This is a genomic window from Terrabacter terrae (assembly GCF_039529575.1).
GTDB lineage: Bacteria > Actinomycetota > Actinomycetes > Actinomycetales > Dermatophilaceae > Terrabacter > Terrabacter terrae.
Genome location: NZ_BAAANB010000021.1, coordinates 1,004,463 through 1,020,325, shown reverse-complemented (window position 1 = coordinate 1,020,325; position 15,863 = coordinate 1,004,463). Strand labels below are relative to the sequence as shown.

The 15,863-nt window shown below is 73.0% G+C and carries 13 protein-coding genes; 5 read left to right on the top strand and 8 right to left on the bottom strand.

Annotated elements, in window-relative coordinates:
• Window positions 1-147 precede the first annotated feature (147 nt).
• The 8 genes from rodA to ABD194_RS14815 all read right to left on the bottom strand — a co-directional run bounded on the left by rodA (window position 148) and on the right by ABD194_RS14815 (window position 9,212).
• Window positions 148-1,362 (bottom strand): rod shape-determining protein RodA, encoded by a 1,215-nt coding sequence (gene rodA / locus ABD194_RS14850; protein WP_343992695.1) that lies wholly within the window; start codon window positions 1,360-1,362, stop codon window positions 148-150.
• A complete protein-coding gene (locus ABD194_RS14845; protein WP_425580017.1) occupies window positions 1,326-2,297 on the bottom strand; it encodes a bifunctional riboflavin kinase/FAD synthetase in 972 nt (323 codons plus the stop codon). Before ABD194_RS14845 ends, rodA begins: the two co-directional genes overlap by 37 nt.
• 56 nt (window positions 2,298-2,353) lie before the next feature.
• A complete protein-coding gene (gene truB, locus ABD194_RS14840) occupies window positions 2,354-3,304 on the bottom strand; it encodes a tRNA pseudouridine(55) synthase TruB (protein WP_343992691.1) in 951 nt (316 codons plus the stop codon).
• The gene (gene rbfA / locus ABD194_RS14835) at window positions 3,301-3,792 is read right to left on the bottom strand and encodes a 30S ribosome-binding factor RbfA (protein ID WP_343992689.1); all 492 of its coding nucleotides are present in this window, start codon (window positions 3,790-3,792) and stop codon (window positions 3,301-3,303) included. Before rbfA ends, truB begins: the two co-directional genes overlap by 4 nt.
• A gap of 176 nt (window positions 3,793-3,968) precedes the next feature.
• On the bottom strand, window positions 3,969-6,902 hold the full coding sequence (gene infB, locus ABD194_RS14830; RefSeq protein WP_343992687.1) for a translation initiation factor IF-2: 2,934 nt from the start codon (window positions 6,900-6,902) through the stop codon (window positions 3,969-3,971).
• A gap of 191 nt (window positions 6,903-7,093) precedes the next feature.
• The gene (locus tag ABD194_RS14825) at window positions 7,094-7,354 is read right to left on the bottom strand and encodes a YlxR family protein (protein ID WP_343992685.1); all 261 of its coding nucleotides are present in this window, start codon (window positions 7,352-7,354) and stop codon (window positions 7,094-7,096) included.
• Window positions 7,355-7,458: 104 nt separating this feature from the next.
• Window positions 7,459-8,520 (bottom strand): transcription termination factor NusA, encoded by a 1,062-nt coding sequence (nusA, locus tag ABD194_RS14820; RefSeq protein WP_343992683.1) that lies wholly within the window; start codon window positions 8,518-8,520, stop codon window positions 7,459-7,461.
• Window positions 8,520-9,212: a ribosome maturation factor RimP gene (locus ABD194_RS14815; RefSeq protein ID WP_343992681.1), complete on the bottom strand. Its 693-nt coding sequence runs from the start codon at window positions 9,210-9,212 to the stop codon at window positions 8,520-8,522. Before ABD194_RS14815 ends, nusA begins: the two co-directional genes overlap by 1 nt.
• 132 nt (window positions 9,213-9,344) lie before the next feature.
• Between ABD194_RS14815 and ABD194_RS14810 the strand changes: the two genes are divergently transcribed.
• From ABD194_RS14810 to ABD194_RS14790, 5 genes are all read left to right on the top strand, one after another.
• Window positions 9,345-10,376 (top strand): hypothetical protein, encoded by a 1,032-nt coding sequence (locus ABD194_RS14810; protein ID WP_343992679.1) that lies wholly within the window; start codon window positions 9,345-9,347, stop codon window positions 10,374-10,376.
• Window positions 10,373-11,338, top strand: a complete 966-nt coding sequence (locus ABD194_RS14805; protein WP_343992677.1) for an aminoglycoside phosphotransferase family protein — start codon at window positions 10,373-10,375, stop codon at window positions 11,336-11,338. Before ABD194_RS14810 ends, ABD194_RS14805 begins: the two co-directional genes overlap by 4 nt.
• A gap of 114 nt (window positions 11,339-11,452) precedes the next feature.
• Entirely contained in the window at window positions 11,453-12,862 is a 1,410-nt protein-coding gene (locus tag ABD194_RS14800; RefSeq protein WP_343992675.1) for an MATE family efflux transporter, read from the top strand.
• A gap of 87 nt (window positions 12,863-12,949) precedes the next feature.
• A complete protein-coding gene (gene asd, locus ABD194_RS14795) occupies window positions 12,950-13,798 on the top strand; it encodes an archaetidylserine decarboxylase (RefSeq protein WP_343992673.1) in 849 nt (282 codons plus the stop codon).
• A gap of 77 nt (window positions 13,799-13,875) precedes the next feature.
• A complete protein-coding gene (locus tag ABD194_RS14790; RefSeq protein WP_343992671.1) occupies window positions 13,876-15,843 on the top strand; it encodes a thioredoxin domain-containing protein in 1,968 nt (655 codons plus the stop codon).
• Window positions 15,844-15,863: the final 20 nt, after the last annotated feature.

Below are 15,863 nucleotides of genomic sequence, written 5' to 3'. Positions count from 1 at the left end.
GTGGACTCCTTCGTCACTGCGGCTGATCCGTCATCGGCGTCTGCGAACCGCCGCCCTGCCCGGATGATGTCAACAACCTCGGGGCAAGTCACGGATCCGTCGACCTTCCACATCGAAACGTGACCCTGCGTATGCCGTGTGCCCCGCTCAGCGCGCCGGGAGCCGGCGTGAGCGTGGGGCCGATCGGGCGGCGAGGTTGCCGACGAGCCCGAGCGCGATCCACGACGCGATGAGGGAGGACCCGCCGCTCGACACGAACGGCAGGGGCAGGCCGGTCACGGGCATCAGGCCCAGGTTCATCCCGATGTTCTCGAAGGCCTGCACGCCGAACCACACCGCGACACCGGTGGCCACGAGACGCCCGAAGGCGTCGGCGCGCCGCGCCACGACGAGGCAGCGCACCACGATGAAGCCGATGAGGACGACGAGCCCGGCAGCGCCGAGGAAGCCCAGCTCCTCCCCCGCGACCGAGAAGACGAAGTCGGTCTCCTGGAAGGGGATGAACCCGCCCTGGGTCTGGTGCCCCTCGAACAGTCCCTGGCCGGTGGGGCCGCCGGAGCCGATCGCGATCCGCACCTGGCGCGTCTGGTAGCCGATGCCCTGCGGGTCGAGCGAGGGGTCGAGGAACGCGCGCAGCCGGTTGCGCTGGTAGCCGGACAGGACGGGCGTCAGGAACGCCGCTGCGACCGCGGCTGCTCCCGCCACCACGACCGCCGCCGTCCAGAGGACCGGCGCGCCCGCGGCCGCGATGATGACCACCGACATGGTGACCAGCACCAGGGCCGAGCCGAGGTCGGGCTGCGCCAGCACGAGCAGCACGGGTATGCCGGCCACCACCCACGCGAGGACGACGTCGCGGGGACTCTGGCGCAGGTCGCGCTCGGCACGCTCGGCCAGCAGCATGGCCAGCCCGATGGCGAGCGCGACCTTCATCAGCTCGGACGGCTGCAGGCTGAAACCGCCCGGCAGCCGGATCCAGGACCGCGAGCCGTTGACCGTCGACCCGAGCGGCGAGACGACCGCCACGAGGCCGAGCACGGCCAGGACGTGGACCACCGGGGCGGCCGCACGCGCGGCACGGACGTCCAGCCGGGTCACGAGCGCGGCGCAGCCCACGCCCACCGCGAGCGCCATGAGCTGCTTGAGGGCCGCGCTGCCGCCCGACGAGGCGCGTGTCGCCGACCACACCAGGACGCAGCCGAGCAGCGAGAGCCCGAGGGCGCCGACGAGCAGGCCGACGTCGATGCGCAGCCAGGCCGGACCGTGCGTCCCTCGCGCCGCCCGCAGGGCCGGCCCGGTCCGTGCGACCCGGTCGGTCGCCCGGGCTAGGACGGGACGATCGCCGAGAGGATCTCGCGACACCGGGCCACGTCCTGCGCCATCTGCTCGACGAGGGCGTCGATGGACTCGAAGCGCAGCGTCGGACGCAGGTGGGAGACGAACTCCACGACGACCCGCTCCCCGTAGAGGTCGAGGTCGGTGCGGTCGAGGACGTACGCCTCGACGCGGCGCTGGGCGCCGTCGAAGGTCGGGTTGCTGCCCACCGAGATCGCCGCCGGCAGCGTGCGGTCGAGGTCGGCCGGGTCGAGGTCGAGGCGCACCAGCCATCCGGCGTAGACGCCGTCGGCGGGGACGAGGCCCTCGTGGTCCTGCGACAGGTTCGCGGTCGGGTAGCCGAGCTCGCGCCCGCGGTGGTCGCCGTGCACGACGGTGCCCGTGACGCGGTGCGGACGGCCGAGGATCTGGGCGGCGTGCCACACGTCGCCGGCGAGCAGCTCGGCCCGCAGCCGCGTCGAGCTCCAGCGGGTGCCCTGGTCATCACCCTCGCCGATGTCGTCGAGGGCGATCACCTCGAAACCGTGGACGGCGCCGAGCTCGCGCAGGGTGTCGACGTCGCCCGAGTTGCGGACGCCGAACCGGGTGTCCTTGCCGACGACGACCGCGCACGCGTCCAGGGCGTCGACGAAGGTGCCCCGCACGAACTCCTCGGGGGTCTGCTGCGCGAACTCGCGCGTGAACTCGATGACGAGTGCGGCCCCGAGGCCCACCGACTCGAGGGCGTCGAGGCGCTGCTCGAGCGACATGACCGCTGCCGGGGCCCGGTCGGGGTAGAGCACGGCGATGGGGTGCGGCTCGAACGTGACGGCGACGGGAACCGCGCCGCGCTCGGCGGCCTCGCGCACGACGCGCGTCAGGACCTCGCGGTGACCGCGGTGCACCCCGTCGAAGTTGCCGAGGGTGACGACGGTGCGCCCGAGGTCGGCCGGGATGTCGTCGAGTCCGTACCACCGCTGCACGGCGACCACTGTAGTGGCCGGGGCGTCGCCGCCGTCGCGGGGCGTGCCCGGGGCGGTCATGCCTTGGCCGGAGCGGGGGCGAAGACGACCCGGGCGCGGGCGGTCGGGCGGGTCTCGTCCAGGACGGCGACCAGTCGTCCGTCCGCGTCGATGGCGGCCACGGCGTCGGCATCCGGCACGGCACTGCGGATCCGCTGTCCGTAGCCGAGCGCCAGCGCCTCTTCGGCGGAGACCTCGTGGACGGGCAGCTGCGCCCGCGCGGCCTCAGCGATGGGCAGGAGCGGTATGCCGTCGCCCCCGGCCGTCTCGGACCTGGCGGCCAGCTCGTCGAGCGACAGCGCGTCGGCGAGGCCGAAACGGCCCACGCGCGTACGCCGCAGCGCCGTGAGGTGGCCACCGACGCCCAGCGCCGCCCCCAGGTCGCGGGCCAGTGCCCGCACGTAGGTGCCGGAGGACACGTCGACCTCGACGTCGACGTCCACGACCTCGATGGGCGGTCCGACCTCGGGAGAACCCGTGCCCGGCCGCACGGCCAGGACGTCGAAGCGGCTGACGGTGACGGGCCGGGCCGAGAGCTCGATCGCGTCTCCCTGGCGCACCCTCGTGTAGCTGCGCACGCCCTTGACCTTGATGGCGCTGACGGCGCTCGGCACCTGCTGGAGCTGCCCGGTGAGTGCGGCCACGGCTGCCGGCAGGGCCGCCTCGAGGGCCGGCACGTCCCCGACACCGAGGGCCTGGGTCGCCTCTCCCTCGGCGTCGTCGGTGAGGGTCGAGACCCCGAGCCGGATGGTCGCGGCATACGACTTGTCGCAGCCGACCAGGAAGGTCAGCAGCTTGGTGGCGCGGTCGACGCCGAGCACGAGGACTCCGGTCGCCATGGGGTCCAGCGTGCCGGCGTGGCCGACGCGGCGGGTGCCACAGAGCCGGCGGGCACGAGCCACGACGTCGTGGCTCGTCCAGCCGGCCGGCTTGTCCACGACGAGCAGGCCACCGGGAGCCTCGGTCATCGGGCCTCGACGTCGGCGCCCGCCTCGGCGTGCGAGTCGGCGTCGGTGTCGACGTCGTCCTCGGCGCGGTCGACGGGCTTGCGGTAGGGGTCGGGGTCGCCGGCCGGCTTCGCGTTCGCGGCCGCTCGGGCGAGCTCCTCGTCCCGGGCGCGCGTCTGGGCGACGAGGTCCTCGAGGTGGGCAGCGCCCTCGGGCAGCGCGTCGGCGATGAACTCGATCGACGGGGTGAGGCGGATGCCGATGCCCTTGCCGACGGCCGAGCGGATGCGGCCCTTGTTGGACTCGAGCACGTCGGCGGTCGCCTGGCGCTCCTCGGTGCTGCCGAAGACGGTGTAGAAGACCGACGCGTGCTGCAGGTCGCCCGTGACGCGGGCGTCGGTGATGGTGACGAAGCCGAGGCGTTCGTCCTTGACGCGGAACTCGAGGTACTCAGCGACGATGACCTTGATCCGGTCGGCGATCTTGCGGGCGCGGGCGGGGTCAGCCATGACTGTCTCTGCTTTCGTGTGACGTTCGGTCGGGCGAGCCGAGTGTGAATCACCCTAGTCGCGGGCACCGGACCCCAAGGAGCCCGGTCCGCGGCGTCGACGGGACGCGTGTCGTCCCGCAGACGGCCGCGGCGCCGACCCCTGTGAGGGTCGGCGCCGCCGAGGTTGCGACGCGCTCAGGCGCGCGGCTTCTCGCGCATCTCGTAGGTGGCGATGAGGTCACCGAGCTGCAGGTCGTTGTACGAGCCGAGGTTGATACCGCACTCGAAGCCGTCGCGGACCTCGGTGACGTCGTCCTTGAAGCGCCGCAGACCGGCGATCTCGACGTTCTCGGACACGACCACGCCGTTGCGGGTGATCCGCGCCTTGGAGCCGCGCTTGATCTCGCCGCTGCGCACGATCGAACCGGCGATGTTGCCGAACTTGCTCGAACGGAAGATCTCGCGGATCTCCGCCGTGCCGAGCTCGACCTCCTCGTACTCCGGCTTGAGCATGCCCTTGAGCGCCGCCTCGACCTCGTCGATGGCCTGGTAGATCACCGAGTAGTAGCGGATCTCGACACCCTCGCGCTCGGCGTAGTCGGCGTTCTGCCCCTCGGCGCGAACGTTGTAGCCGATGATGACCGCGTTGGAGGCCATCGCGAGGTTGATGTTGTTCATCGTGATGGCACCGACGCCGCGGTCGATGATGCGCAGGTCGACCTCGTCACCGACGTCGATCTTGAGCAGCGCGTCCTCGAGCGCCTCGACCGAACCCGACACGTCACCCTTGAGGATGAGGTTGAGGGTCTCGACCTTGCCCGCCGCGAGGGCCTCGTTGAGGTCCTCGAGCGAGATGCGCTTGCGGGCCTTGGCCAGGACGGCCTGGCGGTCGGCGGCCTCTCGGCGCTCGGCGATCTGGCGAGCCGTGCGGTCGTCCGGCGCCACGACGAACGTGTCACCGGCGCGCGGCACCGACGAGAGACCGAGGACCTGCACCGGACGGGAGGGGCCGGCCTCGTCGACGTTCTTGCCGTGCTCGTCGAGCATGGCGCGGACGCGACCGTGGGCCGAGCCGGCGACGATCGAGTCACCGACGTGCAGCGTTCCGGTCTGGACGAGCACCGTCGCCGTGGCACCGCGACCACGGTCGAGGTTGGCCTCGATCGCGACGCCGCGAGCCTCCTTGTCCGGGTTGGCCCGGAGGTCGAGGGCCGCGTCCGCCGTGAGGAGGACCGCCTCGAGGAGACCGTCGATGTTCTGCCCCTGACGGGCCGAGACGTCGACGAACATCGTGTCGCCGCCGTACTCCTCGGCGATGAGGTTGTACTCGGTCAGCTGCTGGCGCACCTTGGCCGGGTTGGCACCCTCGACGTCGATCTTGTTGACGGCGACGACGATCGGGACGTCGGCGGCCTGCATGTGGTTGAGCGCCTCGATCGTCTGCGGCATGACGCCGTCGTCGGCGGCGACCACGAGGATCGCGATGTCCGTGACCTTGGCACCACGGGCACGCATGGCGGTGAACGCCTCGTGACCGGGGGTGTCGATGAAGGTGATCGCGCGGTCCACACCCTCGTGCTCACGGTGCACCTGGTAGGCACCGATGTGCTGGGTGATGCCGCCGGCCTCGCCCGCGACGACGTCCTCGTTGCGGATGGCGTCGAGCAGGCGCGTCTTTCCGTGGTCGACGTGACCGACGACGGTGACGACGGGCGGACGAGCCTCGAGGTCCTCGTCGTCCTCGCCCTCGATACCGGTCTCGAGGTCGATGTTGAAGGAGTCGAAGAGCTCCTTCTCCTCCTCCTCCGGGGAGACGACCTGGATGTCGTAGCCGAGCTCGGCGCCGAGCACCTTGAAGGTGTCCTCGTCGAGGGACTGCGTCGCCGTGGCCATCTCACCGAGGTGGAAGAGCACGGTGACGAGCGACGCCGGGTTGGCGTTGATCTTGTCGGCGAAGTCGGTGAGCGAGGAACCGCGACGGACCCGGATGGTCGTCTTGCCGTCACCGCGGGGAACGGTGACACCACCCAGGCTCGGGGCCTGCATCTGCTCGAACTCCTGGCGCTTGGCGCGCTTGGACTTGCGGCCTCGCACCGGGCGACCGCCACCGCGGCCGAAGGCACCTGCCGTCGAACCACGGCCGCCGCCGCCACCTCGGGGACCGCCGAAGCCTCCGGGACGACCGCCGCCGGGGGCGCCGCCAGGGCCACCACCGAAGCCGCCACGACCGGCGCCGCCGGGGCCGCCACGGCCCGGGCCGCCGGCCGGGCGCTGGCCCGGACGACCGACGGTGCTGCGCTCGGGCATCATGCCGGGGCTGGGGCGCGGGCCGCCGGGACGCGGGGCGCCACCGGGAGCACCGGGACGACCGCCGGCGGGGGCGCCGGGACGCGGGGCGCCACCGGGAGCACCCGGACGCTGGCCGCCGGGACCGCCCTGGCCGCCGGGACGCTGCTGCGGACGCGGCATGCCCTGGCTCGGGCTGAACGGGTTGTTGCCCGGACGAGGACCGGCATCGCCACCGGGGCGCGGGGCACGGGACTGGCCCATGCCCTGGCTCGGGGCGAACGGGTTGTTGCCCGGACGCGGCTGGCCGGGACGGGGAGCCGGACGCGGGGACGCGGGGACGCCCGAGGTCTGCTTGCCGTCGTCACGGCTGGACTGGACCCGCGACGCGGCCGGAGCCGCCGCAGCGGGGGCAGCCGGAGCCGGGGCCTTGGGGGCCGGCGCGCTGGGTGCCGGGGCTCCCGGAGCGCTGGGTGCGGGGGCCGCCTTGGCAGCCGGGGCCGCCTCGCGGGCAGCCGGAGCCGCCGGTGCGGGGGCGGACGGCCGTGCCGGCGTGCTGGAGCCGCCGGGCACAGGGACCGACGGCGACGCCGGTGCTGCCGGCGCAGGCGTGCGGGGCGCGCTGGGAGTCGCACCGGTGGGGGCTGCCTTGGGGGCCGCCTTCGTGGAGCCGCCGGTCGCGCCGTCCCGGGGGAACGTCTCGATGATCTTGCGGACGACTGGGGGCTCGATGGTCGACGACGCCGACCGGACGAACTCTCCCTGGCTCTTCAAATGTGCGAGCAGTGTCTTGCTCTCGACTCCGAGCTCCTTCGCGAGCTCGTAGACCCGGACCTTAGCCACATCTCTCCTGTTCCTGGTCCGGCCTGAACAGGAAGTGGCCGAACCGTGGGTTATTGCTGGGGCTTGCTCATCGCTGAGTACTCATCGGGTGCTCATAGCGTTTTCAACCCGCCTTGTGGTTCGTTGACTGATCTCTGACTGATCTGGTGCGCCCCGTTCCCGGGGTGGGCACCGTGCGTGCTGCTCGTGCCTCAGGCCTGCTGGAGGTCCAGATGACGGGCCACTGCGCTGACGTCGACCGCGGCCTGCAGGTGCAGGGCCCGTCCGAACGCCTTGCGGCGCACCGCCAGCTGGAAGCAGTCCGGCGTCGGGTGCAGCCAGGCACCACGTCCCGGCATCCGATGTCGTGGGTCGGGACGGAGGGTGACCGGCGAGGTGTCGCCGGCGCCTGCGTCCGTCGCCGCGACCACTCGCAGCAGGGCCGACCAGCTATCCGATCCTCGACATCCCACACAGGTGCGGAATGGCTCGTCACGGAGTCCAGTCCGGTCGGCCACAGACAAGTCTACCGCGTCCGTGCGGCTCTTCGCTCCACCGGGCGCCACCCTGCGGCTGCTCAGAGCGTCTCGGGCGTCCCGCCGCCACCGGTGGGACCACCATCGGTGGGACCCCGGCCGGCGTCGGTGTCGGGGCGGATGTCGATGCGCCACCCGGTGAGCTTGGCGGCGAGGCGGGCGTTCTGGCCCTCCTTGCCGATCGCGAGGCTCAGCTGGTAGTCGGGGACGACGACACGGGCCGTGCGGGCCGCCGCGTCGACGATCTCGACGGACTGGACGCGGGCCGGCGAGAGCGCCGCTGCCACGAAGGTGGCGGGGTCGTCGGAGTAGTCGACGATGTCGATCTTCTCGCCGCGCAGCTCGGTCATGACGGCTCGCACGCGAGCGCCCATCGGGCCGATGCACGCGCCCTTGGCATTGACGCCGGTGACCTTGCTGTGCACGGCGATCTTGGTGCGGTGGCCCGCCTCCCGGGCGAGGGCCGCGATCTCGACGGTGCCGTCGGCGATCTCGGGCACCTCGAACCGGAACAGGGTGCGCACGAGGTGGGGGTGCGTGCGGCTGAGGCCGACCTGCGGACCCTTCGGGCCGCGCTTGACGCTGACGACGAAGCAGCGCAGGCGCTCACCGTGCGCGTAGCGCTCCCCCGGCACCTGCTCGGCGAGGGGCAGGATCCCCTCGACCGTGCCGAAGTCGACGAGGACGTTGCGGGGGTCCTGGCTCTGCTGGATGATCCCGGAGATCACGTCGCCCTCGCGGCCCTTGAAGTCCCCGAGGATCGCCTCGTCCTCGAGGTCGCGCAGGCGCTGGACGATGACCTGCCGGGCCGTCGAGGCCGCGATGCGGCCGAAGCCCTCCGGGGTGTCGTCGAACTCGGGCCCGGGCTCGCCCCGCTCGGGACGCTCGCCCTCGACCGTCGGGGGCAGCAGCTCGCCCTCCTCGCGGGCCCACACGATGACGTGGCCGGTCTTGCGGTCGAGCTCGACCCGGGCGAGACGGTGGCTCCCGTCGGTCCGGTGGTAGGCGACGAGGAGCGCCTGCTCGATCGCGGGGATCAGCACGTCGAGGCTGATGTCACGCTCCCGCTCGAGAGCGCGCAGGGCTGCGAGGTCGATGTCCATCAGGAGTTCCCTTCCAGGGCGGACGCGTGGTCCGGGTCGTCGGTGTCGGCGTCCGCGTCGCTGTCTGTGTCGTCGTCGACGTCATCGTCGTCGTCGACGCCATCGGAGACGTCGTCCGAGTCGTCCGAGTCGGGGTCGTCGTCGTCCGGGTCGGCGTGCGACTGGAGAGCCGGGTCGATGGCGGAGTCGGGGCGCTTGAACTCGACCTGCACGATGCCCCGCTCGAGGCCGTCGAGGTCGAGTTGCACGAGGCGGGCGGGGGTCTTCTTGCTGGCCGGCACCTCGAGGGTGAGGGAGTCCGGGCCCACCTCGACGAGCCGGCCGGTGTGGGTGGCGTCGCGGTGCACGACCTCGAGCAGGCGGCCCACCTGTCGGCGGAGCTGCTCACGCGAGGTCAGGGGACGGCCGACACCGGGTGAGGACACCTCGAGGACGTACGGGCTCTCGCCCATCACGTCGCTGGCGTCGAGCTCGTCACCGACGGCCCTCGTGGCGTCCGCCACGGCGTCGAGGGACAGCGGGGCGACCCTGCTCTTCGTGTCGGAGGCGTCGAGGCTGCTGATGTCGGAGTCGACGAGGACGCGGACCAGCCGCCGCTTGCCGGCGGGAGACACGGAGACGTCCTCGACGACGAGCCCGAGGGGCGCGAGCACCGGCTCGAGCGTCGCTCTGATCTCCTGGGCCGTGCTCATCAGTCGACGCCTCCTGCTCTTCTCGAATGTCCGGTGCCGACGCCCCGAAGGGCGGTGCCGGCACCGCGTGCCACCACTCTATCGGCGCTGCGCCGTCCCAGCGGACCACCGGCCGCGTGGGAAGATCTCGCCATGGACGGCGACACCCGTGGGATCGGGTCACGGGTGGGCGGTGGCCTGGGACGCCCCACGCGCCGGCTCGTCGTGCTGGGGGGCGCGGCCGCAGCCCTGGCGCTCCTCGTGGACCACGGCCTGCGCGTCGACGTGCCGCCACCTCCCCCGCCCGTGCCGACCCGTCGCCGGGCGCCGGACGAGCTGGTGCTGCTGGCAGCCGTCGCCGGCCTCGACCAGGTGGTGCAGGCAGAGGGCGAGGTCTTGTCCGAGCACCAGAACGCCCTCGTCCGGCGCCTGCGCACACTCGGTCAGGAGCAGCTGCGCGCCCTCCGCGGTCGCCTGACGAACGCCGGCGTGCCCACCTCGGTGATCGATGCCGCCGTCACGAGGGCCGGGACGAGGCCGACCACCCCGGCCCTGCCCGGGACCTCGGCGCCCGGCTCCAGCCCCAGCAGCACCGGTATGCCGTCGGCAGCAGCGTCTGCGGGCACGCAGGACCGCACGCCGCAAGAGCTCGGGCAACTGCTGCGCGACTCGGTGGGCCCGGGCGCGTGGGCGCCGCTCACCGCGGCCACGGCGGGCACCCGCCAGCTGCTCACCGCCGCCTACGGCCAGCGCCTCGCCGGCGCCCTGCTGCTCGGATGCGAGGTGCCCGCACCACGAGCGAGCCCGCTGCGCGCGGATCTCGTCGCGCGCACGGCAGCGCTGGTGTACGCCTTCCAGGTGGTCGGTGCGCAGAGCACCGGGGCCCAGCGCCGCGCCGCCGAGACCACGCTCTCGGGGCTCTCCAGCCTCGAGAGCTCCCTGTCGGGCAGCACCTCGGTGTCCCCCGCCGGGTGGGCCCTGCCCTACCCCGTGACGACGCCGCGGGCCGCCCGACGCCTCGCCACCGACACTCTCTGGGCGGCGGTGGACGCCGCCGCCGCCCTGACCCGCTCCGACACCACCGCCACCTCCCTCGAGGACGTCGTCGGCTGGAGTGCCCACCTGCAGGCCCTCGCCGTCGGCTGGGACCTGCCCCTGACCGCCTTCCCGGGAGCATCCTCGTGAGCTACGACCCCATGTACGACCTCATCCCCGCCCTCTTCGCCCACGAGGTGAGCGGCTACGAGGCCGACGGCTACGTCTCGGGAGAGGACTGGATCGACGACCTGCCCGGCCTCATCACCGACCTGCTGGCCGAGTGGGAGCTCGAGCCGATCGGCCGACCGGCCAGCGGCGTGTGCGCCGTGGCCATCCCGGTCCGCCTGCTGGGTGCCGGCCGCGACGCCGTGGGCGTCAGCGGCGAGGGCATCCTCAAGATCACCTGGCCGCACCCGGAGGCGGCGACCGAGCACCTGGCCCTCCAGACGTGGAACGGCCGAGGGGCCGTGCGGCTCGTCCGCGCCGACCCCTCCCGGTTCGCGATGCTCCTCGAGCGCCTGCACCAGCGCGACCTGACCCGCGTCGACATCGACGACGCGTGCGGCGTGATCGGCGACCTGCTGGCGGTGCTGCGCCAGACGGCCCACCCGCGCGTCCCCAGCCTGACGGCATACGCAGTCCGACAGTCGCAGCAGCTGCGGCAGGCGCCCACCGTGCTGCCCCGGCGCTACCTCGACCAGGCGGCCGCGCTCGCGGGCGAGCTGGCGGACCGGCCGGGCGCGGAGGACCGCCTCCTGCACACGGACCTGCACTACACGAACGTGCTCGGGGCCTACCGGTCGCCGTGGCTGGCCATCGACCCGAAGCCGATGTCCGGCGACCCGGCGTTCGAGGTGGCTCCGGCCCTGTGGAACCGCGCGGACGAGCTGGGCACCGGGTCGCAGGTGCGGTGGTCGCTGCGCCGGCGGCTCGAGATCATCTGCGAGCGCGCGGGCATCGACGAGGGCAGGGCACGGGCCTGGACGATCGTCCGGGAGGCCGACAACGCCGTCGACGCAGCCGCCCGGATCACTGGCGGCGCCGGCGACGCTGCGGCGCACGACCGCATCAGCCTCGCGGTGATGATCATCAAGGCGATGAACGACTGAGCTGCCGGGCTGGGGGGCACCATCCGGCGCGCCGGATCAAATCGTTTCGACTCGAGGTCCTCGAACCCTTAGCCTTGTGCGGCACCCCGCCTCGTTTGCCCGAAAGACGCCTGCATGCCTCGCCTCGCCATGCCCACCCGCGGCCGCCGCCCTGCCGCCTCGGAACCCACCCCGGCCCGGGAGATCGCCCGCATCGCCGTGCCCGTGAGCATGGAGTTCGTCCTCATGCTCGTGCTCAACTTCGTCAACCAGATCGTCGTGGGCAGCCTGGGCGCGACCGCCATCGCCGCGGTCGGCTTCTCCAACAGCCTGACCTTCATCCTGGCCGTCACCCTGGGCTGCTTCGGCACATCGGTCAGCATCCTCGTCGCACGCGCGCACGGCGCGGGACGGCGGAACGCGCTCGACCACACGGTCACCGCGGCGGTGCTCGTGGCCGGGACGCTGGGACTGGTCGTCTCCGTCGTGCCGTGGTTCTTCGCCGACCACCTCCTGGGGCTGGTGGGCGCCTCCCCCTCGGTCGCCGCCGCCGGCACGGACTACTTCCGACTCACCGTGCTCTCCACGCTGCCCGTCATGCTCAGCGCCATCCTCTCCGGAGTCCTGCGCTCGGCGGGTCGGCCCACGAGCCCGATGATCGCCACGATGGTCACCGTCGTCGCGAACTCGGCGATCGCGTACTCCCTCGTCGAGGGTGTCGGCCCACTGCCGTCGCTCGGGGTCGCCGGCGCCGGGTGGGCGACGCTCGTCACGGCCGTCGCCAAGTCGCTCATCCTGCTGGGCATGACCCTCGGACGGCGCGGCGTGGTCGGGTGGAGCCTGCCCGACAGCGTGCAGCAGTGGCGCGCCGTCATCGTCCCGCTCGTCGTGCTGGCGCTCCCGCTCGGCGTCACCGAGCTCTTCTGGACCGTCGGGACGTTCCTCTACAACGTCGTCTTCCAGAAGCTCGGCGACGAGGCCCTGGCGGCGGCGCAGATCGTCACGACGATGGAGGGCGTCTTCATCGTCGGCAGCATCGGGCTGATGAGCGCCACCACGACGCTGGTCGGGCGCTCCGTCGGCCGGGGGGACGTCCACGACGCCACCGAATGGGTCCGTCGGCTGACCCGAGCGGGCCTCGGCACCGCCGTGGTCTTCGGCGTCCTGTTCGCGACCTCGGTGCTGCTGCTCGACGTGCTCTTCGGCGAGGCCGGCCGCGACGTGCGCACGATGGCCGGCGTCGGCATCCTCGTCAACGCCGCCTTCCAGGTCGTCAAGGTGCGCAACATGATCGTCGGGGCAGGCGTGCTGCCGAGCGCCAACGACGTCCGCGGCGTGATCATGGGAGACGTCGCGAGTGCCTTCCTGGTGGGGCTGCCCCTCGCCGTCCTCCTCGGCCTTCACACGCCTCTGGGCTACGCGGGCATCTTCGCCGCCCGCATCGTCGAGGAGCTGGCCAAGCTCGCCATCTTCAGCTGGCGCGCCCGCCGCATCAGGTGGGACCGGCTCGTGCCGTCGCGCCAGGAGGTGGCCGCAGCCGCCTGACGGCGCCCGGCACGGCGAGGCCGCCGGACGGCGTACGTCGTCGGTGAGGTCGTCGGGAAGCGCGTGGTGACGTTGTTAGGGTCAGGCGTGCCCGGCCGACTCCTCATCCTCCTGCTCTCCGTGCTGCCCAAGCACGCCCTCAGCCGCGGCGCCGGCTGGCTCGCGACGCGACCCATCCCCGCGCCCTGGCGCGGCCGCGTGCACCGCAGCTACAGCCGGGTGTTCGGGGCGCAGCCGGACGAGGCCGCGCTCCCGCTCGAGCAGTACCCGACGCTCAACGCGTTCTTCACCCGCACGCTGCGGCCCGGGCTGCGCCCGGTCGCTGCGGGGGCGATCGTCTCCCCCGTCGACGCGACCGTGGGGGCGTACGGCTCCGTGGAGGCCGACACGCTCGTGCAGGCCAAGGGGCGCAACTACTCGCTGGCCGCCCTGCTCGGCAGCCGGGAGCTCGCCGACCACTTCGAGGGGGGCACGTACACCACCCTCTACCTCTCCCCGAAGGACTACCACCGCATCCACGCCCCCGTGTCCGGCGACGTCACGGCGGCGACCTACATCCCGGGCGAGCTCTGGCCCGTCAACGTCGCCGCCGTCGCCAACGTCGCCGACCTCTTCGCGGCCAACGAGCGCATCGTCGTCGAGCTCGACGCCACGAACGGCGGCCGCCTGGCGATCGTCGCGGTCGGGGCGACGATGGTGGGCATGACGCGGCTCGCGTTCGACGACCTGCACACCAACGCCCGGCGCCGCGAGGTCCAGCGCCACCACTACGACGGGGCCGTGCGCCTCGAGGCCGGGGCTGCGCTCGGGCACTTCGAGTTCGGGTCCACCGTCATCCTCGTGTGCTCGCCCGAGGCCGGCACCATCGAGGGCCTCGCGATCGGCGCCACCGTGCGCATGGGCGAGCGCATCGGCTCCCCCGCCCACCCGGCCTGAGCCGCCCACCGCCAGTGGGTACGGGCAGGACGTCCGCCCGTCCACCCGACCCTGCCGCCGCCGTAGAGAGTGTCCTCATGACCAACAGTCTTGCTGCCGCGACCAGCCCCTACCTGCTGCAGCACCGCGACAACCCGGTGCACTGGCAGGAATGGGGCGAGGAGGCCTTCGCCGAGGCCCGCCGGCGCAACGTGCCCGTCCTGCTCTCGGTCGGCTACGCGGCCTGCCACTGGTGCCACGTCATGGCCCACGAGTCGTTCGAGGACGAGACGGTGGCCGCAGTCCTCAACGAGCGTTTCGTGTCGGTCAAGGTCGACCGCGAGGAGCGACCCGACATCGATGCCGCGTACATGTCGGCCGTGACCGCGACGACGGGCCACGGAGGTTGGCCCATGACGGTCTTCCTCACGCCCGAGGGCGAGCCGTTCTTCTGCGGCACCTACTTCCCCCGGGACCACTTCCTGCGCGTGCTGGCCGCCCTCGACGAGGCCTGGCGCACCCGCGAGGAGGAGGTGCGAGCCTCGGGCACGCACATCGCCACCACCCTCGCCGGAGCCCTGAGCCCGCCGACGCCGTATGCCGTCGAGCCCGACGCGCTGTCGTCCGCAGTCGAGCGGCTCGGGGGTGAGTTCGACGTCGTCGCGGGCGGTTTCGGCGGCGCACCGAAGTTCCCGCCCTCGATGGTGCTGGAGTTCCTGCTGCGCCACCACGCGCGTACGAGGGACGCGCTGTCGCTCGACATGGCCTCGCGCACGCTGGAGGCGATGGCGCGCAGCGGCATGTACGACCAGCTCGCCGGCGGCTTCGCCCGCTATGCCGTCGACGCCCGGTGGGTGGTGCCCCATTTCGAGAAGATGCTCTACGACAACGCCCTGCTGCTGCGCGCCTACACCTCCTGGTGGAAGGTGACCCGCGACCCGCTGGCCGAGCGCGTCGTCCGCGAGACGGCCGAGTTCCTGCTGCGGGACCTCGCGACGCCGGAGGGCGGCTTCGCCTCCTCGCTCGACGCCGACGCGGACGGCGTGGAGGGGCTGACGTATGCGTGGACGCCGGCCCAGCTGCGCCACGTCCTCGGCGAGGACGCCGAGAGGGCGGCGGAGCTGTTCGTCGTCACCACGGAGGGCACCTTCGAGCACGGCGCCTCGACGCTGCAGCTGCCCGCCGACCCCGCCGACCACTCGTGGTTCGCCGGGGTGCGGTCCCGCCTGCTCGCGGCTCGCGCCGACCGGCCTCAGCCCGGACGGGACGACAAGGTCGTCACCTCCTGGAACGGGCTCGTCCTGTCGGCTCTCGCCGGCGCCGGTGCCGCGTTCGAGCGCCCCGACTGGGTGCAGGCCGCGCGCCGGTGCGCCACCCACCTGCTCGAGGTCCACCTCGTCGACGGCGAGCTTCGACGGGCCTCACGCCTGGGGGTCGTCGGTTCGGCACGGGCAGTGGCCGACGACCACGGCAACCTGGCCGAGGGCCTGCTCGTCCTGCACCAGGTCACCGGCGAGACCGGGTGGCTCAGTGCGGCCGACCGGCTGCTGCAGGCCGCTCGGGACTTCGCGGCCGACGACGGCGGGTTCCACGACACGGCGCGGGGGGCCGAGTCGCTCTACCTGCGGCCGCGCAGCGCCGCCGACAACGCCGAGCCCGCCGGACAGTCCGCGCTCGCAGCCGCCCTCGTCACGCTGGGGGCGGTCACCGGGGACAGCCAGGCACTCGAGGCGGGCGCGCGGGCGACGGCTGCGGGACTGGGCCTCGCAGTCCGCGAACCGCGCTTCGGCGGCTGGTCGCTCGCCGTCGCGGAGGCCCTCGTCTGCGGTCCTCTCCAGGTGGCCGTGGTGGGGTCCGGTGAGGACGCCGACGCGCTGGTGCGGGTCGCACGGCGCTCCGCGAGTCCCGGACTCGTCGTCGTGCGAGGCGAGCCGGACGCACCGGGGGTGCCACTGCTCGCCGACCGCACGCTGGTCGACGGTCGGGCGGCCGCCTACGTCTGTCGGGGGATGGTCTGCGACCTGCCGGCGACGACGCCGGAAGCTCTGGCCGCGCAGCTCGGGTGAGAGTCGCCCGACTCCCCCGG

Bases quoted from the DNA above. Each gene is read 5' to 3' on its own strand.
- truB (WP_343992691.1), bottom strand. From the start codon at position 3,304: ATGACCGAGGCTCCCGGTGGCCTGCTCGTCGTGGACAAGCCGGCCGGC.
- ABD194_RS14800 (WP_343992675.1), top strand. From the start codon at position 11,453: ATGCCTCGCCTCGCCATGCCCACCCGCGGCCGCCGCCCTGCCGCCTCG.
- nusA (WP_343992683.1), bottom strand. From the start codon at position 8,520: ATGGACATCGACCTCGCAGCCCTGCGCGCTCTCGAGCGGGAGCGTGAC.
- ABD194_RS14810 (WP_343992679.1), top strand. From the start codon at position 9,345: ATGGACGGCGACACCCGTGGGATCGGGTCACGGGTGGGCGGTGGCCTG.
- ABD194_RS14815 (WP_343992681.1), bottom strand. From the start codon at position 9,212: ATGAGCACGGCCCAGGAGATCAGAGCGACGCTCGAGCCGGTGCTCGCG.
- rbfA (WP_343992689.1), bottom strand. From the start codon at position 3,792: ATGGCTGACCCCGCCCGCGCCCGCAAGATCGCCGACCGGATCAAGGTC.
- ABD194_RS14790 (WP_343992671.1), top strand. From the start codon at position 13,876: ATGACCAACAGTCTTGCTGCCGCGACCAGCCCCTACCTGCTGCAGCAC.